This window comes from Geodermatophilus sp. SYSU D00742, from assembly GCF_054049935.1.
In genome coordinates, this window is record NZ_JBJGYJ010000009.1 from 130,045 (window position 1) to 149,774 (window position 19,730).

The window sequence follows — 19,730 nt, forward strand, 5'->3', positions numbered from 1 at the left end:
CGCCCGGCCGACCGTGGGTCGACGAGTTCAGAGCAGGCCGCGGGCGGCGGCGATCGCCACCGCCTCGGTGCGGCCACCGGCGCCGAGCTTGGCCAGGATGTTGCTCACGTGCACGCTGGCCGTCTTCTCGCTGATGTAGAGCTCGGCGCCGATCTGCCGGTTGGTGCGCCCCCGGGCCAGCAGCCGCAGCACCTCGGCCTCCCGCGGCGTGAACACCGCGCCTGCCTCGACGACGCGACGCGCCCCCGGCAGGTCCAGTGGCAGCCGCGCCCGGCGGGCCAGCGCGACGACGGCGGCCTGCAGCGGCGCCGCCCCCAGCCGCACCGCCGTCTCCCCCGCCGCGCGCAGCTCCTCGGCCGCGCCGTCGCGGTCGTCCGTGGCGAGCAGTGCCTCGGCGAGCCGCAGCCGGGACCGCGCCTGCTCGAAGACGTGCCCGTACCCGAACCCGTCGACCGCGGCCCGCCACAGCTCGGGTGACGCCCGCCCCGTCAGCCGGGCCGCCTCCGCCTCCACCCGGGCCCGCCAGGCGGCGGCCTCCACGCCGTACCCGCCGATCCCCCGGCGGTGGTCCTCGACGGCCGAGCGGGCCTCCCCGACCAGCTCCTCACCGGCGGCCACCCACCGCTGCGCCGCGCTCCGGTCGCCGGCCAGCCGGGCGGCCGCCGCCGCGTCACCCACCGGCGCGAGCGCCGTCGCCACCAGGCGCACCACCGCCAGCCGGTCGTAGTTCCAGTACGCGTGCACCTGCTGCACCGCGGCACGGGCCCGCGCCACGGCGGTGGCGGCGTCCCCGGCCCAGGCGGCCAGGTCGATCTCCGCCCCCGCCGTGGCCAGCAGCAGCAGGACGTGGGCGTCCAGCCGGGCGGTCATCCCCCGGGCCCAGGCCAGTCGCCTGGCGGCGGCGGGGTCCCCGCGGCCGACCTGCACCAGCAGCCCCGCCGCGCGCACGTGCGCCGCCATGTCGGGCACCCGCGCCAGCTCCTCGGCCAGGGCCAGGCTGCCGTCCCAGTCGCCGGACACGTAGCGGACGACGACGCCCAGGTGGCGCAGCTCGGCGGGGTAGAACGCCCACTCCACACCCAGCTCGCGGGCGCGGTGGAGCCCGGCGTCGACCCGGGCCAGGGACTCGGCCAGCGCGCCGTCCTCGTACGGCACGACGGCGAGGTTGAACAGCACCCGCAGCTCGACGTCGGTGTCGCCCGACCGGCGGGCACGGGCGAGCGCCTCCTCCAGCCGGGCGCGCACCGCGGCGCGGTCCCCGGAGCCGCGGACCCGCGCCAGCGACACCGCGGTGTCGGCCCACGCACTGTCCAGGCCCAGCGCGTCGGCGGCCGCGAGCGCCTCCTCGGCGGCGGCGTCCCCGTCGGCCCACCGGCTCACGTCGTAGCTGGTGCGCGCGTGGGTGGCCGCCGCCCAGGTGCGGACGACCGACGGCGGCTGCGCCGGGACCAGTTCCATCGCGCGGGTGCTCTCGCGGTGCGCCGCGGCCTGGTCCTCGATCCGCCCGAGCGCCTGGGCCAGGGTGTAGTGGACCCGCGCCCGCACCACCGGGTCGCCGGCCTCGCCCAGCAACACGAGCGCCTCGCGGAGCAGCGCCACCGCGCGGTGCAGCTCGCCACCCCGGCGGGCGGCGGCCGCGGTGTCCAGCAGCAGCGTGGTGTGGTCCCGGCCGGCCCGCTCGGCCGCGTCGGGCACCGCCGGCCACAGGGCCAACGCCGCCTCCAGGTGCTGCAGCTGCTCGGCCGGCGCCCCCGCGCGGCCGGCCTCGGCGGCGGCGTCCAGCGAGGCGGCGAAGGCGCTCGGGAGGTCGTTGCTGCCACGGGCGTGGTGGGCCAGCTCCGCGGCGGTGCCCGCGCCGGGGGTGGCCGCGAGGTGGGCGGCGATCGCGGCGTGCAGCCGCACCCGTTCCCCGGGCAGCAGATCGGCGAGCACGGCCTCGCGCAGCAGCGCGTGCCGGAACCGGTACCGGCCGCCCTCGGTGACCACCAGCAGGTGGTGGTGCACCGCCTCGGCGAGGGCCGCCTCCAGCTCCGCGGGGGCGAGCCCGCCGACCGCGGCCACCAGCTCGTGGCGGACCCTCCGGCCGGCGACGGCGGCCACCCGCAGCACGCGCTGGGCGGCCTGCCCGAGCTGCTCCACCCGTGTCAGGAGCACGTCGGTGAGCGCCAGCGGCAGCGTCTCCCCGGCCAGGCCGGCGGCCGTCAGCTCCTCGGCGTAGAAGGCGTTGCCCTCGGCACGGGCGACGACGTCGTCCACCGTCTTCTCCGGGACACCGGCGGCCAGCCCGCGCACCAGCTCACCGACGGCGGCGTCCGGCAGCGGCTCCAGCTCCAGCCGCTCCACCCCGGGCAGCCGCACCAGCTCGGCCAGCAGCGGGCGCAGGGGGTGGCGGCGGTGCAGGTCGTCGGAGCGGTAGGAGACCACCATCGCCACCGCCTCCTCGGCGAGGCGGGCGAGCAGGTAGCGCAGCAGGTCACGGCTGGAGCGGTCGGCCCAGTGCACGTCCTCCAGCACCAGGAGCAGCGGCGTGTCCGCAGCCAGCTCGGTGAGCAGCGCGGCGACCGCCTCGAACAGTTGCAGCCTGCCGTCGTCCAGGAGGGGGCGGGGGGCGAGGTGCGGCAGCGGCCGGCCGAGGTCGGCGGCCTCCCCGTCCGGCGGCCGGGGCACGGCGACCGGCGCCCGGCCGGCCAGGAGCCCGGCCGGCGCCGGTTGCCCGGCGACGGTCGACCGGTCACCGGTCACCGGGCGCAGCAGGTCCACGAAGGGCAGGTAGGGCAGGCCGACGTCCCCGAGGTCGACGCAGTGGCCGACGAGGACGCGGACCCCCCGCTCGGTGGCGCGGGCGGCCAGTTCGTCGAGCAGCCGCGTCTTGCCGACCCCGGCGTCACCGGCCAGCAGGACCGCGCAGCTGCGCCCCTCGAGGGCGCGGTCGACCGAGGCCAGCAGCCGGGACAGCTCCTCGGCGCGGCCCACCAGGGGGCGGTCGTCCCACTGCGGCACGTCCTGGATCGTGGCACGGTCCCCCGACGCCTCCGTGACGGCCGGGACGGGTGGCGCCCCGGCCGTCGCGGTCAGTGCGTCCGCCGGCGGCGGGTGGACCACGGGCCGCGCCGGGTGCGCGTCCCGCGGCCGATCTCACGCAGCACCTCGCGGCGGTAGGCCAGCTCGGCCTCGAGCCCGGGGTTCGGGTAGGTCGCCATGACCGTCTCCTGTCGTCGTCGGTTCCTACGACGTCGACGGTCGCGCTGAGGGGTGTCCCCCGGCATCGGCCGGTCGGGCAGACCGCCGGCCCGGGAGGGGCCCTGAGGCCCCTCAGGCCGCCTCAGCGCAGCTCGGTGCCCTTGGTCTCCTTGAGGGTGAGGATGACGGCGAACGCGACCGCGGCGGCGATCGCCACGTACCAGAAGAACCACAGCGGGTGGCCGGCGTCGGACAGCGCGACGATGACCAGCGGCGCGGTGCCTCCGAACGTGGCGACCGTGAGGTTGTACCAGGCCCCGATGCCGGTGGCCCGCAGCTCCGTCGGGAACAGCTCGCTCATGATCGCCGGCGCGATCGAGGCCATCAGCGCGTAGAGCCCGAGGCCGGTGCAGAAGACGACGATGAGCGAGAACAGGTTGTCCCGCACCAGGAACGACAGCGGCACGATCAGCACCGCCATCGCACCGGACCACAGCAGGAGCTGGGGCTTGCGCCCGACGTGGTCCGACAGCTTCCCGAACGGGTAGCACAGCGCCACGAACAGCGCCGTGCCGATCGACAGCGCGAGGAAGACGTCGGTCTCGTCCGCGCCCCGGAACCTGATCGCGAACGGCGTCAGCGCGCTGAAGAACGTGTAGTACGACAGCGTCGACAGCAGGGTGAACGCGCACAGCTGCACGACGGCCTTGGGGTGGTGCTTGATCGTCTGCAGCAGCGGGTGCTTCGTCGCGCGCGCCTTCTCGGCGTTCTCCTCGAACTGCTCGGTCTCCACCAGCGAGCGGCGCAGCCACATGCCGATCAGGCCCAGCAGGCCACCGATGAAGAAGGCGATCCGCCAGCCGTAGGACTCCAGCTGCTGGTCGTCGAGCACGCTGGTGAGCAGCACGCCGAGCAGGGACGCGGCCAGCAGCGCGCTCCCCGTGGAGACGTAGAAGAACGACGAGTAGCGGCCGCGGTGGGCCGGGGGCGCGATCTCGCCGAGGTAGGCCGAGGCGTTGGAGACCTCCCCGCCCAGCGACATGCCCTGGGCGATGCGCGCGAGCAGCAGCAGGACCGGCGCCAGCCAGCCCACCTGCTCGTAGGTCGGCAGGACGGCGATCACCATCGAGCCGCCGGCCATCAGCAGGATGGTCAGGAGCATGCCGGCCTTGCGGCCGCGCAGGTCGGCGAAGCGGCCGAGCAGGATGCCGCCCAGGGGACGGAAGAAGAAGGCCAGGGCGTACGTGGAGGTCGTCCCGATCAGGGCGAGCGCCTCGTTCTCGGCGGGGAAGAACTGACCGGCGAAGAAGACGAGGAAGGTCGCGTAGATCGTCCAGTCGAACCACTCGACGGCGTTGCCGATGCTCGCGGAGATCAGCGTCTTGATCGGCAGCCGGTGTCGCTGGTCCACCGTCGTGCCGTCGTTGTGCTGCACCGTGCCGGCCATGGGGACTCCAGGGGTCGCGCGGTCTGTATGGCCCTGGTCACGGTAGGCGCGCCCGGCGGGAGCGGCACGTCGAGGACGCGACAGCCCCCGTCCACGAGGGACGGGGGCTGTCGGAGACGGGGTCCGGACCGGATGACGGCCGCCTCGCGGCGAGATGCACAACCCGGCTCCAGGCCCCCGACCGGAGTCGGGGCGGTAGTCCGTGAAGGCGGTAACCAAATGGCACCCGGGGGCACGATGCACCCGGCCCGGACGCTCTCGAGGCTACCCCTCGGAGCGGTGCCTCACACGGGACCGGACCGACCACTCGGGGGCCGCCCCGGCGTGCCGGGTCCCCCTGGTCGCCCCCGGCCCGCCGGGCGGCCGGGTCGGGGCCGACCGCGTGCCAGACTCCGGCCCGTGGCAGCCGACCTGACCGACGCGGAGGCCCGCGTCCTCGCCGCCGTCGACGAGCAGTGGGCGGTCGACCGGCTGCGCGAGCTGGTCGCCGTCCCCTCGATCGGCGGCACGGCGGCCGAGAGCGAGGTGCAGCACCTGGTCGCCGGCTGGCTGGAGGAGCTCGACTGCGAGGTCGACCGCTGGCCGATCGACCTCGCCGCCGCCGCAGCCGCCCCGGACGCCCCGGGCCAGGAGGTGCGACGCACCGAGGCATGGGGCGTCGTCGGCACGTCGGCGGCCGCCGCGGACGGGGTGCCGGCGCTGGTCTTCTCCGGCCACACCGACGTCGTCCCACCGGGCGACCCCGCCCGGTGGCCGGGCGACCCCTTCGACCCGCGCATCGTCGACGGCGCGGTGCACGGCCGGGGCGCCTGCGACATGAAGGCCGGCGTGGTCGCCTCGCTCGCCGCCCTGGCCGCCGTCCGGACGGCGGGCGTGCGGCTGGCCCGGCCGGTGGCGGTGCACGCCGTCGTGGGCGAGGAGGACGGCGGCCTGGGCGCCTGGGCCACGCTGCAGCGGGGCCACCGCGGCGACCTGTGCGTCATCCCCGAGCCCACCGCCGGGGCGGTCGTCACCGCCAACGCCGGGGCGCTGACCTTCCGGCTGGAGGTGACCGGCCACGCCGCGCACGCCGCGCACCGCGACCAGGGCGTGAGCGCCGTCGAGCTGTTCGCCGCCGTGCACGCCGACCTGCGGGCATTCGAGGCCGAGCGACAGGCCGGCGCCGATCCCCGGTTCGACGGGGCCCGCTACCCGTACGGCATCAACATCGGCCGGGTCCGGGCCGGCGACTGGGCCAGCTCGGTCCCCGACCGGCTGGTCGCCGACGGGCGTTACGGCGTCCGGCTGGGCGAGCCGGTGGCCGAGGCGAGGGCGGCGTTCGAGGCGCGGCTGTCGGCCTTCTGCGCCACGGACCCGTGGTTGGCCGAGCACCCGGTCCGGGTCACCTGGACCGGCGGCGCCTTCGCCAGCGGACAGCTGCCGGCCGGGCACGCGCTGCTGCCGGCCGTCCGCCGGGCCGTCGCGGACACCGGGGCCACCGAGCCGCACGAGCAGGCCATCCCCGCCGGCAGCGACCTGCGCCTGTACGCCGGCGCGGGCATCCCCACGCTCCACTACGGCCCCGGCGACCTCCACCTGGCGCACGGACCGCTGGAGCGGGTGCCGGTCGCCGAGCTGGTCACCGCCGCGCGGGCGTTCGCGCTGCTGACCGTGCGCAGCTGCGGGCCGGCATGAGCCTCGTCGGCTTCGAGGCGTGGTCGCAGCTGGCCGGCGACTCACCCGTCTCGCGCACCGAGTGGGCCGCCGTCGTCGCCGCCTGGGGCGAGCCGCACCGCCGCTACCACGACCTCGCGCACCTGGCCGCGGTCCTGGGGCTGGTCGGGGAGCTGGCCGGCGCGGCCGCCGACCCGGACGCCGTGCGGCTGGCCGCCTGGTACCACGACGTCGTCTACGACCCCCGCCGCGGCGACAACGAGCAGGTCAGCGCCGACCGGGCCCGCGCGGGACTGCGTGGCCTGGTGCCGGAGGAGCGGGTCGAGGAGGTGGTGCGGCTGGTGCTGCTGACCGCCGGCCACGACCCGGCCCCGGACGACGCGAACGGCGCGGTCCTCTGCGACGCCGACCTCGCGGTGCTGGCCGGTCCGCCGGAGTCCTACGCCGCCTACGCCTCGGCGGTGCGCGAGGAGTACCGGCACCTCTCCGACGAGGAGTTCACCGCCGGCCGCATCGCGGTGCTGGAGCACCTGCTCGCCCTGCCGGCGCTCTACCGGCTGCCCGCCGTCGCTCCGCGGTGGACCCCGCGCGCCCGGGCCAACCTGACCGCCGAGCTCAGCCTGCTGAGGCGGCGGGCCGCGGCTCCCCCGGGGGAGGTCCCGCCACCGGACGCGACGGGCGCGACCTCCTGAGCCGCAGGCCGGCGGCGCGCAGCCGGCCGAGCAGCTCGCGGCAGCCGACCGGCTGGGCGCCGGCGGCCACGGCGACGTCGTAGAGGTCCTCGGGGACGTCGTAGTGGTCGCCCTGGAACGCCCGCCGCGGGATCCCCAGCTCGGCGGCGACGAAGGCGTGCAGCTCGTCGTAGGAGACGTCGCTGACCAGGTGCGACCACAGCCGCCCGCGCCAGTGCCACACGGGGGTGTCGATCAGCACGGCCACGGGGCGAGTCTCCCCCGCCCCGGCTAGCGTCGCGCGGGTGACCGAGGAGATCCGCTGGGGCATCGTGGGGCCGGGCCGCATCGCGCAGAGCGTGATGGGCGACTTCGCGTACGTCCCCGGCGCCCGGCCGGTGGCGGTCGCCTCGCGGTCCGCCGAGCGGGCGGCGGCGTTCGCCCGGCGCCACGGGATCGAGCGGGCGCACGGTTCCTACGCCGACATCCTGGCCGACCCGGACGTCGACGTCCTGTACGTGGCGACGCCGCACCCCCAGCACCACGCCGTCGCGCTGGCCGCCCTCGACGCGGGCAAGGCGCTGCTGGTGGAGAAGGCGTTCACCGCCACCACCGCGGGGGCCGCGGAGGTCGTCGAGCGGGCCCGGGAACGCGGTGTCTTCGTCATGGAGGCGATGTGGACCCGGTTCCAGCCCGCGGTCGTGCGGCTGCGGGAACTCGTGGCCGACGGCGCGATCGGGGAGGTGCGCGCGGTGCAGGCCGACCTGGGCGTGGCCCGTGAGTACGACCCGCTGGACCGGCTGTTCGCCCTGGAGCTGGGCGGCGGGGCGCTGCTCGACCTCGGCGTCTACGTGGTGTCGTTCGCGCAGATGCTGCTCGGCGCCCCCGACACCGTGCACGTCGCCGGGTCGTCGTTCCCGACCGGCGCGGACGCCGAGGCCTCGGTCCTGCTGGGCTACGACGACGGGCGCTCCGCGACGCTCACGACCTCGCTGCGGTACCCGACGCCCGGCCAGGCCCGCGTGTTCGGGACGACCGGCTGGATCGACGTCCTCCCGCGTTTCCACCACCCGCAGACCATCGTGCTGCACCGCACCGGCGCCGAGCCCGAGACGATCACCCGCCCCCCGACCGGTACCGGCTACGCGCACGAGCTCGTCGAGGTGGGCGAGTGCCTGCGCGCGGGCCGCACGGAGAGCGCCGTCATGCCACTGGCCGACACCCTGGCCGTGCAGGCGGTGCTGGGCCGGGCCGCCGACCAACTGGGCATCCGGCACGCCGAGGACCGCACCGTCCTCTAGGCCGGCGTGGGCAGGCCCGGTGTCCGCTGGGCCGGGTCCCACGCGCGGCCCAGCGCCTGGTCGGCGGTCGGCACCCGCGTCGGCGTCCGCCCGGCCCGCCCTACGGCCTCGGCGAAGTGGACGGCGTCGATGGTCGCCGCTCCTCCCGGGTCGTTGTTGAAGTACACGAGCACGTCCTCGTCCGCCTCCCAGGTGGCGGCCAGACGGTCGGCCCACACCTGCAGCGTCTCCGCCCGGTACCGCCAGTCCTCCACGCCGGTGTGGAAACGGAGGTAACCCCACCCGGCGGTCCGCCAGAGCGGCGTCACCGGCTGCTCGCCGCGGTCGGCCCAGCACAGCGCCGCCCCGTACCGCTCCAGCAGGGCGCGGACCTCGTCGGTCCACCAGCTCTCGTGCCGCGGCTCGACGGCGACCCGGGTGCCGGCCGGGAACTGGGCGAGACACTCCCGCAGCAGCTCGGCGTCGGCCCTCAGCGTCGGCGGCAGTTGCAGCAGGACGGTGTCCAGCCGGTGCTCCAGCCCCTCGGCCCGCGCCATCAGCCGCGCGACCGGCTCCTCCGGCTCGCGCAGCCGCTTGACGTGGGTGAGGAACCGGCTGGCCTTGACCGCCCACCGGAAGTCCGGTGGGGTGCGCTCGCGCCAGGCGACGAAGGTGGCGTGCTCGGGCAGCCGGTAGAAGGCGTTGTTGCTCTCGACCGTCGCGAAGAACTGCGCGTAGTGCTCCAGCCAGAGCCGCTGCGGCAACTTGGGCGGGTAGAGGAGCCCACGCCAGTCGCGGTACTGCCAGCCCGAGGTCCCGATCACCACCGCCACGGGCAGCCGCCTACCCTGCGCGGTCATGGCCGACGCACCCGCCCGTTTCAAGGACCTCTGCCTCGACGCCCGCGACCACCAGGCGCAGGCCACCTGGTGGTGCGCCGCCCTCGGCTACGTGCGCCTGACCGACCTGCAGCCCGGGGACTACCAGGCACCCCGGCCGCCGGAGTGGCCGGTGCCGATCGTGGACCCCACCGGTGCCGGGCCGGTCATCTGGGTCAACCCGGTGCCCGAGTCCAAGGCGGTCAAGAACCGGATGCACCTGGACGTCGTCGGCGACACCGCCGCGCTGCTGGCCGCCGGCGCCACCCTGGTGCGGGCCCAGGACGACGAGGTCGCGTGGGACGTGCTCGCCGACCCCGAGGGCAACGAGTTCTGCTGCTTCGCCCCCGCGGACTGACCCACGACCCCGGCCTCCCGCTCGTGGACCGCCCCCCGGGGGCGCCTCGTGGGAGGGCCCGGGACACCGACAGGGGCGGCCCCGCTGTGCGGGACCGCCCCTGCCGGGCAGTGCTGGTGGTGCGGTGCCCCTCAGGGCGAGGAGCGGGCGGGACTCAGAAGTCCATGCCGCCCATGCCGCCGTCGCCGCCCGGCATGGCCGGGGCGGCCTTCTCCGGCTTGTCGGCGATGACGGCCTCGGTGGTGAGGAAGAGCGCCGCGATGGAGGCGGCGTTCTGCAGCGCCGAGCGGGTCACCTTGGCGGGGTCGATGATCCCGTTGGCGACCAGGTCCACGTACTCGCCGCTGGCGGCGTTGAGGCCCCAGCCGGTGTCGGAGTTGCGCACCTTCTCCGCGACGACGCCACCCTCGAGACCGGCGTTGATGGCGATCTGCTTCAGCGGCGCCTCGAGCGCGACGCGCACGATGTTGGCACCGGTGGCCTCGTCACCCTCGAGCTCGAGCTTGTCGAACGCGACGGCGGTGGCCTGCGCCAGGGCGACGCCACCACCGGCGACGATGCCCTCCTCGACGGCGGCCTTGGCGTTGCGCACCGCGTCCTCGATGCGGTGCTTGCGCTCCTTGAGCTCGACCTCGGTCGCGGCGCCGGCCTTGATGACGGCGACGCCACCTGCCAGCTTGGCCAGGCGCTCCTGCAGCTTCTCGCGGTCGTAGTCGGAGTCCGACTTCTCGATCTCGGCGCGGATCTGGTTCACCCGGCCGGCGATCTGGTCGCTGTCGCCGGCACCCTCGACGATCGTCGTCTCGTCCTTGGTGACGACGACCTTGCGGGCGCGGCCGAGCAGCTCGAGACCGGCGGACTCCAGCTTGAGGCCGACCTCCTCGCTGATGACTTGGCCACCGGTGAGGATGGCGATGTCGGTCAGCATGGCCTTGCGGCGGTCACCGAAGCCGGGGGCCTTCACCGCGAGGGACTTGAAGGTGCCGCGGATCTTGTTGACCACCAGGGTCGCCAGGGCCTCGCCCTCGACGTCCTCGGCGATGATCGCCAGCGGCTTGCCCGACTGCATGACCTTCTCGAGCAGCGGGAGGAGGTCCTTGACGGAGCTGATCTTGCTGTTGACGACGAGCACGTACGGGTCGTCGAGGACGGCCTCCATGCGCTCGGCGTCGGTGACGAAGTAGGGCGAGATGTAGCCCTTGTCGAAGCGCATGCCCTCGGTGAGCTCGAGCTCCAGGCCGAAGGTGTTGCTCTCCTCGACGGTGATGACACCTTCCTTGCCGACCTTGTCCATCGCCTCGGCGATGAGCTCGCCGATGGCGGGGTCGGCCGCGGAGATCGACGCGGTGGCGGCGATCTGCTCCTTGGTCTCGACGTCCTTGGCGGTCGAGAGGAGGTACTCGGTGACCGACTCGACGGCCTTCTCGATGCCCTTCTTCAGGGCCATCGGGTTGGCGCCGGCGGCGACGTTGCGCAGACCCTCGCGGACGAGCGCCTGGGCGAGCACGGTGGCGGTGGTGGTGCCGTCACCCGCGACGTCGTCGGTCTTCTTCGCGACCTCCTTGACGAGCTCGGCGCCGATCTTCTCCCACGGGTCCTCGAGCTCGATCTCCTTGGCGATGCTCACACCATCGTTGGTGATGGTGGGGGCACCCCACTTCTTCTCGAGGACGACGTTGCGGCCCTTGGGGCCGAGGGTCACCTTGACGGCGTCGGCGAGGGTGTTCATACCCCGCTCGAGGCCGCGGCGAGCCTCTTCCTCGAAGGCGATCATCTTGGCCATGTGGTGATGTCCTCCATGCATGGATCGCTGCACGGCCGGGTTCGGCGCCCGCGACGGACGACACCGGTGGTACGGGCACTCCGTCGGCCCGCGCACCAGCGCCTCACCGCATCCGACCTGATTGGCACTCGGCACTGTCGAGTGCCAATCGCGAGTCTGGCACTCGACCCTGCCGAGTGCAAGCACACGGTCGTCCTCCGGCCGACACCGTGGCCGCGTGCCGCCCCCGACCTGCACGGGGCCCCGTCCACGCCCGTTCCCGGGGAGCCCGCCGAGCCCGCGGGTCGGTCGTGGCCGCGTGGGGCCGCCCTGGTCGCGGTGGAGGCGGGACAGCACCGAGGCCCGGCCCCCTCACGGGGACCGGGCCTCGGTGACGGACCGGGTGACTCAGGCGACGCGGACGCCGTCGGCCTGCGGACCCTTCTCGCCCTGGACGACCTCGAAGGTGACCCGCTGGCCCTCGTCGAGGCTCTTGTACCCGTCCATCTGGATGGCCGAGTAGTGGACGAAGACGTCCTGGCCGCCGTCGACGGCGATGAAGCCGAAGCCCTTCTCGGCGTTGAACCACTTCACGGTGCCCTGTGCCACGTGTGCTCCCACGTTTCGTGCGTGCGGACGACGCCAGCCGTTCCGGCGTCGGGTCTAGCTCTTCCGCCCGCCGGACACGAACGTGGAACTGGAACCGCGGGAGAACGTACAGCACAAAAGCCGTGGTGAGAGCAAACTCACGCACGCGACACCCCGGATCGGGGGACCCCCCGGACGACCCGTATCGCGTTCGACCCTACCCGCTCACCCGATCAGGCCCGCGGCCCGCACCGACCTCAGGGAGGGCTCGACCACGTGCGTCGGGCCGACGACCGGCTCGAGCGGATCGAGGGTCTTCAGCCCCTCGCCGGTGTTGAGCACGACGGTCTCCGCGGCCGGGTCCAGCTGGCCGTCCTCGACCAGCTGGCGCAGCACCGCGACGGTGACCCCGCCGGCGGTCTCGGCGAAGACACCGGTCGTGCGAGCGAGGTCGCGGATGCCCTGGACGATCTGCTCGTCGCCGACCCGCCCGACCGAGCCACCGGTGCGGCGGATCGCGTCGAGGGCGTAGGGGCCGTCGGCGGGGTTGCCGATGTTGAGGGACTTGGCGATGCCGGTCGGCTTCACCGGCTTGACGACGTCCCACCCGTTGTCGAAGGCGGTGGCGATCGGGTCGCAGCCGGCGGACTGGGCACCGAAGATCGTCCACTCGGTGGCCTCGACGATGCCGGCGGCGGTGAGCTCGCGGAAGGCCTTGTCGACCTTGGTCAGCAGCGACCCGGACGCCATGGGGATGACCACCTGGGCCGGGATGCGCCAGCCCAGCTGCTCGGCGATCTCGTAGCCCATCGTCTTGGAGCCCTCGGCGTAGTAGGGCCGCACGTTCTGGTTGACGAAGGCGGTGTCCTCGAACTCGTCGGTCTCGGCGAGCTCGCTGGTCAGGCGGTTGACGTCGTCGTAGGAGCCCTCGACGGCGACAAGCGTCTGGCCGTAGACCGCCGACTGCACGACCTTGCCCGGCTCGAGGTCGGAGGGGATGAAGACGTACGAGGGCAGGCCGACGCGGGCGGCGTGCGCGGCGACGGAGTTGGCGAGGTTGCCGGTGGAGGCGGCCGCGATCTTGGCGTAGCCCAGGCCCTTGGCGGCGGTGGCGGCGAGGCTGACCACGCGGTCCTTGAACGAGTGCGTCGGGTTGGCCGAGTCGTCCTTGACCCACAGACCGCCGGTGAGGCCCAGCTCCGCGGCGAGCCGGTCGGCGCGCACCAGCGGGGTCATGCCCGGGTCCAGGGACACGCGCGAGGCGGGGTCGTGACCCACGGGCAGCAGCGCGACGTACCGCCAGATGTTCTGCGGGCCGGCCTCGATCTGCTCGCGGGTGACCGCCCGCATGACCTCCGGGTCGTAGTCGACCTCGAGGGGGCCGAAGCACTCGGCGCAGGCGTGCTCGGCGATCAGGCCGAAGGTGGCACCGCAGTTGCGACACACCAGGCCGCGGGCGGGGTTCGGCGGAACGGGACCGCCGGCGGTCGAGTCGGCCTGGACGGAGCCGGGAGCGGTCAGGGTCATGCGACGACTACCTCCTCATCTTCCCCACCCCGGGCCGTCGAGCCGGGTGGGACGGAATTGGCACCTTCCGCTGCGCGGACGCACAGGCGGCGGTTGCCGGGGCTTCGTCGGGCCGTGTCCCTCTGCCCCTCTGGATGAGTGGAACAGCGCTGACTGTACCCACGTGCTGCACGCGGCACGGGCCCGGCCACGATGTGTCCGTGGCCGCCTCCTCCTCCGCGCGCATCGTCTACACCGACCTCGACGGCACGATGGTCGGTCCGCGAGGGTCGTTCTGGCACACCGCGGCCCGCGACCTGACCGACTCCCCCGCCACGGCGCTGCTGGACCTGCACCGCGCCGGCGTCACCCTGGTCCTGGTCAGCGGGCGCACCTTCGAGCAGGTGGTGGAGGCGGCGCGGATCTTCGCGGCGGACGGCGCGATCGCCGAACTGGGCTCGGTGGTCAGCTGGGAAGCCGGCCGCAACCTGCACCACCTCACCGGCGACCTGCCCGCCGAGCACGCCGGGCGCACCCCCATGGACGTGATGGCCGGGCTCGGCGTCGTCGAGGAGCTGCTCGCCCGCCACGCCGGCCGGCTGGAGTGGCACGCCCCCTGGCACGTCACCCACCGCACCGACGCGCTGCTGCGCGGCCGGGTGGACCCCCTGGCCGTCGACGCCGAGCTGGCCGAGATGGGCGCCGGCTGGCTGACCCTGAAGGACAACGGCTCCATCCCGGCGACGTCCCGGATGACCCTGGCGCCGGAGGCGTTGCCGCCGCGGGTCTACCACCTGATGCCGCGGGGGATCTCCAAGGGCGCGGCGATCGCCTGGGACCTCGAGCGCCGCGGCCTCACCCCCGCCGACGCGGTGGCCATCGGCGACAGCGTGAGCGACCTGGAGATGGCGCCCGCGGTGGGCCGGCTCTGGATCACCGCGAACGGGGCCACCGTGGACGGCATGGCCGACCTGCTGGCCGCCGTCCCCAACGTGACGGTGACCGACGCCCCCATGGGCGAGGGCTGGGCCCAGGCCGTCCGCGCCTCGCTGTGACATCGCGGTCCTCCGGACCGCACCGCGGCCACGTGCCGTCCCCTGTTCCGCGGAGTCCCACCGTCGCATCCTTCGCGGAGCCCTCCGGGCCCCACTCGGGCACGACACCGCGCCGTGGTACTCCGCTCAGGAGGTGACGTCGCGGCGGGCGAAGTGGCGGAAGGCCAGCGCGGTGAACACCGCCGCGTAGACCAGCGACTGGACCACGCCGCGGAACAGGTCACCGGAGTCGACCGGGGTATGCAGCAGGTCGGTCCAGGCGAACTCCTCCGCGGTGGGGAACCAGTCGCGGATCGAGCCGAGCTGCTCCACCTGGTCGAGGATCGCGAACACGAACATGGTGAACACCGCACCGCCGACGGCGGCCAGCGGCGCGTCGGTGATCGTGGAGAACCAGAACGCCAGCGTGCCCACGACCAGCAGGTGCACGGCGAGGTAGCCGACCATGCCGGCCAGCCGCAGCAGCCCCTCCCCCTGCGGCAGCGTCACGCCGATCGGGGTCTGGATGGCCTCGAAGCCGAACGCGATGCCGCCGGCGACGAGCCCGGTGAGCACGAGGACGAGCAGCGCGCCGACCGACATCACCAGCGCCGCGTACCACTTCTGCCGGAGCAGCCGCATGCGGGGCACCGGCGTGGCCAGCGTGTAGCGCAGCGACCCCCACTGGGCCTCGGCGGCGACGGTGTCACCGAAGAACAGCGCGTAGACGACGACCAGGAAGAAGCCCGTCGTCGCGAACAGCACGAACAGGGTGAAGTTCAGCCCGCTGGAGGTGGCGACGTCGACCAGGTTGAGCCGGTCGTTCTCCGCGGCCTCCTCGCTGGCCCCCAGCTGGAGCGCGGCGATGAGGATCAGCGGCAGCGCGACCATCAGCGCGAAGACGCCCATGGTGCGGCGCCGCTTGAACTGGCGCCGCAGCTCGACCGACAGCCGGAGGGTGCGCTCCGGGCGGTAGCCGGCCACCGCCCCGGTCGGCTGGACGTGCCCCTCCCCCGGGGCGGCCGCCCGGGCCGGCTCGGCGGCTCGCTGCATCGTCATGACTCCCCCACCAGCGCCAGGAAGGCGTCCTCGAGCCGACGGCGCGGCGTGAACTGGTCGACCTCGATGCCCTCGGCCACGAGCGCCTGCAGCGCCCGGGCGCGGCTGGTGCCGTCGAGCTCGGCCACCAGCCCCTCGTCGGTGCGGCTCGCCGACACCCCGGGCAGGCCCTCGAGGACGGTGATCGCCCGGTCGGTCTCGGCGTCGTCGGCCAGGCCGACGAGCACCGCACCCCCGACGCCGACGATCTCCTCGACCGTCCCCTGGGCGATCTTCTGCCCCTTGGCCATGACGACGACGTGGCTGCAGGTCTGCTCGATCTCGCTGAGCAGGTGGCTGGACACGATCACCGTGCGCCCGGTGGCGGCGTAGGAGCGCAGCACCTCGCGCATGGCGTGGATCTGGGGCGGGTCCAGCCCGTTGGTCGGCTCGTCGAGCACCAGCAGGTCCGGCAGGCCGAGCATCGCCTGGGCGATCGCCACCCGCTGGCGCATGCCCTGGCTGTAGCGCCGGACGGGCCGGTCGATGGCGGCGCCGAGGCCGGCGACCTCGATCGCCTCCTCCATGTGCGCGTCCTCCGCCGGCCGGCCGGTGGCCGCCCAGTAGAGCCGGAGGTTGTCCCGGCCGGAGAGGTGCGGCTGCAGGCCGGTGCCCTCGACGAAGGAGCCCAGCCGGGAGAGCACCGGCGCGCCCGGCCCGGCGGCGTGCCCGAAGATGCTGATCCGGCCCTCGGTGGGCGTGATCAGGCCCATGAGCATGCGCAGCGACGTCGTCTTGCCGGCGCCGTTGGGGCCGAGCAGGCCGAGCACCTGGCCCCGCCGGACCTCGAAGGAGAGGTCGCGGACGGCGACGAAGCCGTCCTTGTAGGCCTTCGTGACGCCGGTGAACCGCAGGGGCACGTCCTCGCCGTCGGGCTCCACGGCCGAGACGCGGCGGCGGCGCCGGCGTCCCCACAGCACCGCGGTCGCCCAGCCGAGGAGCCCGAGCGCAGCCAGCACGCCCAGCAGCACCCACCAGCGCGACGTGCCACCCACGCCCTCGGCCTGCGCCTCGACCTGCGGCACGGCCAGCGCCGCACCGTCGCCGCCGCCCAGGGCCACCGAGTAGACGGAGGACTCCGCCGGCAGGGCGAACGCCTGGTCGGTGGAGGAGACGACGACGCGCATCGTGTGGCCGGTCTCGAACCGGTGCACGATCCCCGGCAGCGTCACCGACACCGTGGTCGGCGCGGTCGGGTCGGCGGAGAGACCGGTGAGGGCCAGCGGGGCGACCAGGCCCGACGGCAGCGTCATCCCGCCGTCGGGGCCGACGTCGTAGAGCTTGGCGAACAGCGTCGCGCTGCCCGACGGCGAGGCCACGGCGAGGTCGACCGTGGCCGCCCCGACCACCTCGACCGCCTCGTCGAGCGGCCGGCTGTCGAAGGCGGCGGCCTGGCCCGGGATCTCGATCGTCGTCCCGCCCAGCGCCGCGGTGACCGAGCCCAGGCCCGGGTAGGTGGTCAGCGCCGACGGTGAGCCGCCGGCCGGGGTGACGACGGGCTGGACGCCGCCGTCGAGGGCGATCGACCGGCGCTCGGCTGCCGCCGTGCCGGCCAGGCCCGGGTAGCTGTCGGCGGCGACGGTCTGCGAGCCGCCCTGGACGTCGAGGCCGCTGCCCACGCCCGTCGGCTCGGGGAACTCGAAGCCGGTGCCCGGGTCCTCGCCCTCCCCCCGCAGGTGCCAGTCGAACCAGCCCGCCACCTGCTCGCGCAGCCGCTCCGTCGTGCGCTCCGAGGCCTGCGCGTCGTGGCCGCCGGAGAACCAGACCACCTTGACCGGCGCGCCCGTGGCGGCGATGCCGCGGGCGTTGGCGTCGGCCTGGTCCAGGCCGAACAGCGAGTCCCGGGTGCCCTGCACCAGCAGGGTGGGCACGTCGATGCGGTCGAGGACCGTCGCGGGGCTGCTGCGGTCCAGCGCCGCGGCGATCTCCGGCGTCAGCGTGCCGGTGGCCGCGGCGGTCTGGTAGGCGGCGCAGATGTCGGCGCGGAACCGCCCGCAGGTCAGCAGCTGCTCCACCGCGGCCGGGTCGACCGAGGCGGGGTCCACCGGGGGCAGCGCGGGCGTCCCGCCGTCCGCGGCCGCGTCGTCGGCCGAGGCACCGCCCCGGCCGTTCCCGCCGCCGAGCGCGGACAGCAGACCGTCGGTCGGCGCCCCGCCGATGCTGAAGAACAACCCGGCCCAGACACGCTTGAACACGCCGGCGTCGCTGCTGCGGGGGGTGGCGGCGACGGTGCCGGCGTCGTCCGCACCCACCTGCGAGGGGAACAGGGCGGTGGTCAGCGAGTTCCAGGTGATCTGCGGGGCGATGGCGTCGACGCGGTCGTCGTAGGCGGCGCCGAGCAGGGCCAGCGCCCCGCCGTAGGAGCCCCCCGCGACGCCGACGCGCGGGTCGCCGTCCCCGTCGAGGAGCACGTCCTCGCGCTCGGCCAGCCGGTCGAGCAGCGTGGACAGGTCGGCGACCTCGGAGCGCGGGTCGTTGAGCCCGATCCGGCCGGTGCTGGCCCCGAAGCCGCGCGCGGAGTACGTCAGGACGACGTAGCCGCGCCCGGCGAGGTCGCGGGCGTCGTCGGCGACGGAGTCCTTGCTGCCGCCGAAGCCGTGGGCGAGGACGACGGCCGGGGCCGGCTCCCCGGCCGTGGCGGAGGCCGGCACGTACACGGTGGTGTCGAGCTCGACGGCGTCCGCGCCCGAACCGGAGGGGACCAGCGCCTCCTCGGTGCCCACGTCCTCCGTCGCGGCGGCCGGCGGAGCCGGGGCGGCGACGAGGAGGACGCCGGAGAGCAGCGGGGTGAGCAGGGCGGCGAGCGTCGCGCGGGCGCCGAGGCGCGGGCGGGGACGCACGGGCCCGCGGAGGGGACGCACGGAGCGGCCAACGGACGGTGGCGCCCCGGTGTTCCGGACCCGCCGGGAGGCGGGGCGGACGCGGCCTGCGGTCAGGGCCGCCACTCGCCGGTGGTGACCACCACGAGGCCCGGCGCGGCGACGCCCGGGACCTCGAAGAAGCGCTCCACCGGACCGGTGATCTGCGGGAACTGCGCGATGAGCTGGACGGCGGCCTGGCGCTGGGTCTCGTCGCCCCTGGTGAAGTAGACGGTGGTGACCGCGACGTCACCGCCCTGGTACTGCCCGACGCCCGGCGACTCCCAGCCCTGGGCACCGAGCGCCCCGGCGACGTCGGCGGCCAGGCCGGTGATGCCGGTGGCGTTGAGGACCGTGACCGGTGCGCGCACCGCCTCGGCCGGTGCCGCGTCGGCCGGCGGCAGCGGTGCGACCTCCAGCGGTGGGAGAGCCGAGCTCGGCGCGGCCGGGGCCGCGGTGGACGAGGGTGCGGCCGGGGCGGTCCGGTCGGTCGACGCCTCCTTCGGGTCCGAGCCCGCGAAGGAGTGGACGCCGAGGACGAGCAGCGCGACGACGGCGATGGCGAGCAGGGCGGCGCCGGCGCGGCGCACCCCCGACCTGCGACGGCCCCCGCCGTCCTCGTCGTCGGGACGGGCGGCGGTCGACCCACCACTGCGGCGGGCGGCCTTGCGGCGCTCGGCCTCGGCGGCCTGGCGCTCGGCGCGGAACGCGGCCCGGCCACCCACGACGCCCGTGTCCGTGCCGGTCCACGGCCCGTCCTCCGGCTCCCGCCGGCGGTCGGTGTCGTCGAGGACGTCGCGCGGCTCGTCGTCCCGGCTGCGGCCGGCCGGCGTGCGGTCGGGGATGGCGGTGGTGTCCGGCGCGGGCGTCCGGCCCGACGCGCCGGCGGAGTGTTCCCGGGCCGGGCTGCGGTCGGGGATGGCGGTGGTGGCCGGCGGGGCGACGTCACGGGTGCGGGACGGGCTGGTCCAGTCGCGGTAGCCGGGCGCGGCCTCCGACGGGTCGGGCGCCGGGGCCGACCGGGCGCCCCAGGACGGCTGCACGGGGGACGGCTCGACACCCGGCTCGGCCGGGTACGCGGTACGCGCGGCGGCCGACCGGCCGGCGGCAGGCTCCGCGGCGGGCAGGCCGGCCGGGGACGCGGGCTCGTCGTGGGCCGGGTCCGGCCGCGGGACGGCCTGGAACGGCGCCACGGTGGTGCGCGGCCCCGCAGGGGCTGCCGGCGCCGCGGGGGCCGTGGCGGCCGGCGGCAGGGGCAGCCGCACGCGGGTCTCCGGCGCCGGCTCGACCGACGTCGGACGGACCGGCGGGGGCACCGGACGGACCGGGGGGGGGGGGGGGGGGGGGGGGGGGGGGGGGGGGGGGGGGGGGGGGGGGGGCGGGGGGGGGGGGGCGGCGGGCGTCGGGGGGGCGCCCG

The 19,730-nt window shown here is 75.4% G+C and carries 16 protein-coding genes and 1 riboswitch; of the genes, 5 read left to right on the forward strand and 11 right to left on the reverse strand.

What is annotated here, in order from left to right; translation table 11 throughout:
• Positions 1-27: 27 nt before the first annotated feature.
• The 3 genes from ACI78V_RS08960 to ACI78V_RS08970 form a co-directional block, all read right to left on the reverse strand.
• Positions 28-3,000 (reverse strand): ATP-binding protein, encoded by a 2,973-nt coding sequence (locus ACI78V_RS08960; protein WP_456850493.1) that lies wholly within the window; start codon positions 2,998-3,000, stop codon positions 28-30.
• Between the two features lie 71 nt (positions 3,001-3,071).
• Complete coding sequence (locus tag ACI78V_RS08965; protein ID WP_456850494.1) at positions 3,072-3,200, reverse strand: hypothetical protein; 129 nt, start codon at positions 3,198-3,200, stop codon at positions 3,072-3,074.
• Between the two features lie 122 nt (positions 3,201-3,322).
• Entirely contained in the window at positions 3,323-4,627 is a 1,305-nt protein-coding gene (locus ACI78V_RS08970) for an MFS transporter (RefSeq protein WP_456850495.1), read from the reverse strand.
• Positions 4,628-5,026: 399 nt separating this feature from the next.
• Between ACI78V_RS08970 and ACI78V_RS08975 the strand changes: the two genes are divergently transcribed.
• Together ACI78V_RS08975 and ACI78V_RS08980 are read left to right on the forward strand one after the other, a co-directional pair.
• Positions 5,027-6,301, forward strand: coding sequence for an ArgE/DapE family deacylase (locus ACI78V_RS08975; RefSeq protein ID WP_456850496.1), 1,275 nt, complete (start codon positions 5,027-5,029; stop codon positions 6,299-6,301).
• Positions 6,298-6,972 (forward strand): HD domain-containing protein, encoded by a 675-nt coding sequence (locus ACI78V_RS08980; protein ID WP_456850497.1) that lies wholly within the window; start codon positions 6,298-6,300, stop codon positions 6,970-6,972. The genes ACI78V_RS08975 and ACI78V_RS08980 overlap by 4 nt, the downstream gene beginning before the upstream one ends.
• Here ACI78V_RS08980 and ACI78V_RS08985 read toward each other — a convergent pair.
• Positions 6,896-7,219 (reverse strand): DUF4031 domain-containing protein, encoded by a 324-nt coding sequence (locus tag ACI78V_RS08985; protein WP_456850498.1) that lies wholly within the window; start codon positions 7,217-7,219, stop codon positions 6,896-6,898. The two genes, ACI78V_RS08980 and ACI78V_RS08985, sit on opposite strands and share 77 nt — an antisense overlap.
• Before the next feature lie 37 nt (positions 7,220-7,256).
• Between ACI78V_RS08985 and ACI78V_RS08990 the strand changes: the two genes are divergently transcribed.
• A complete protein-coding gene (locus tag ACI78V_RS08990) occupies positions 7,257-8,252 on the forward strand; it encodes a Gfo/Idh/MocA family protein (RefSeq protein ID WP_456850499.1) in 996 nt (331 codons plus the stop codon).
• Here ACI78V_RS08990 and ACI78V_RS08995 read toward each other — a convergent pair.
• Positions 8,249-9,091, reverse strand: coding sequence for a DUF72 domain-containing protein (locus ACI78V_RS08995; protein WP_456850500.1), 843 nt, complete (start codon positions 9,089-9,091; stop codon positions 8,249-8,251). The genes ACI78V_RS08990 and ACI78V_RS08995 overlap by 4 nt on opposite strands.
• Here ACI78V_RS08995 and ACI78V_RS09000 point away from each other — a divergent pair.
• Entirely contained in the window at positions 9,090-9,467 is a 378-nt protein-coding gene (locus ACI78V_RS09000) for a VOC family protein (protein ID WP_456850501.1), read from the forward strand. The genes ACI78V_RS08995 and ACI78V_RS09000 overlap by 2 nt on opposite strands.
• A gap of 154 nt (positions 9,468-9,621) precedes the next feature.
• Here the strand turns inward: ACI78V_RS09000 and groL are convergent, their stop codons facing one another.
• The 3 genes from groL to thrC form a co-directional block, all read right to left on the reverse strand.
• Complete coding sequence (gene groL / locus ACI78V_RS09005) at positions 9,622-11,250, reverse strand: chaperonin GroEL (protein WP_456850502.1); 1,629 nt, start codon at positions 11,248-11,250, stop codon at positions 9,622-9,624.
• Between the two features lie 387 nt (positions 11,251-11,637).
• Entirely contained in the window at positions 11,638-11,838 is a 201-nt protein-coding gene (locus ACI78V_RS09010) for a cold-shock protein (protein ID WP_089405184.1), read from the reverse strand.
• 204 nt (positions 11,839-12,042) lie between these two features.
• A complete protein-coding gene (gene thrC, locus ACI78V_RS09015; RefSeq protein WP_456850503.1) occupies positions 12,043-13,344 on the reverse strand; it encodes a threonine synthase in 1,302 nt (433 codons plus the stop codon).
• Between the two features lie 12 nt (positions 13,345-13,356).
• Positions 13,357-13,485: riboswitch (SAM riboswitch) on the reverse strand.
• A 59-nt stretch (positions 13,486-13,544) separates the two neighbouring features.
• On the opposite strand from thrC, the gene ACI78V_RS09020 reads away from it, so the two are divergent.
• On the forward strand, positions 13,545-14,378 hold the full coding sequence (locus ACI78V_RS09020) for an HAD family hydrolase (protein WP_456850504.1): 834 nt from the start codon (positions 13,545-13,547) through the stop codon (positions 14,376-14,378).
• 126 nt (positions 14,379-14,504) lie between these two features.
• On the opposite strand, the gene ACI78V_RS09025 is transcribed toward ACI78V_RS09020, so the two are convergent.
• From ACI78V_RS09025 to ACI78V_RS09035, 3 genes are all read right to left on the reverse strand, one after another.
• Positions 14,505-15,416 carry an ABC transporter permease gene (locus ACI78V_RS09025; RefSeq protein ID WP_456850505.1) on the reverse strand — a complete coding sequence of 304 codons (912 nt, stop codon included), beginning with the start codon at positions 15,414-15,416 and terminating at the stop codon, positions 14,505-14,507.
• Positions 15,413-18,295 (reverse strand): alpha/beta fold hydrolase, encoded by a 2,883-nt coding sequence (locus ACI78V_RS09030; RefSeq protein ID WP_456850506.1) that lies wholly within the window; start codon positions 18,293-18,295, stop codon positions 15,413-15,415. The genes ACI78V_RS09025 and ACI78V_RS09030 overlap by 4 nt, the downstream gene beginning before the upstream one ends.
• Before the next feature lie 92 nt (positions 18,296-18,387).
• Positions 18,388-19,578, reverse strand: a complete 1,191-nt coding sequence (locus ACI78V_RS09035; RefSeq protein WP_456850507.1) for a LytR C-terminal domain-containing protein — start codon at positions 19,576-19,578, stop codon at positions 18,388-18,390.
• Between the last annotated feature and the right edge of the window lie 152 nt (positions 19,579-19,730).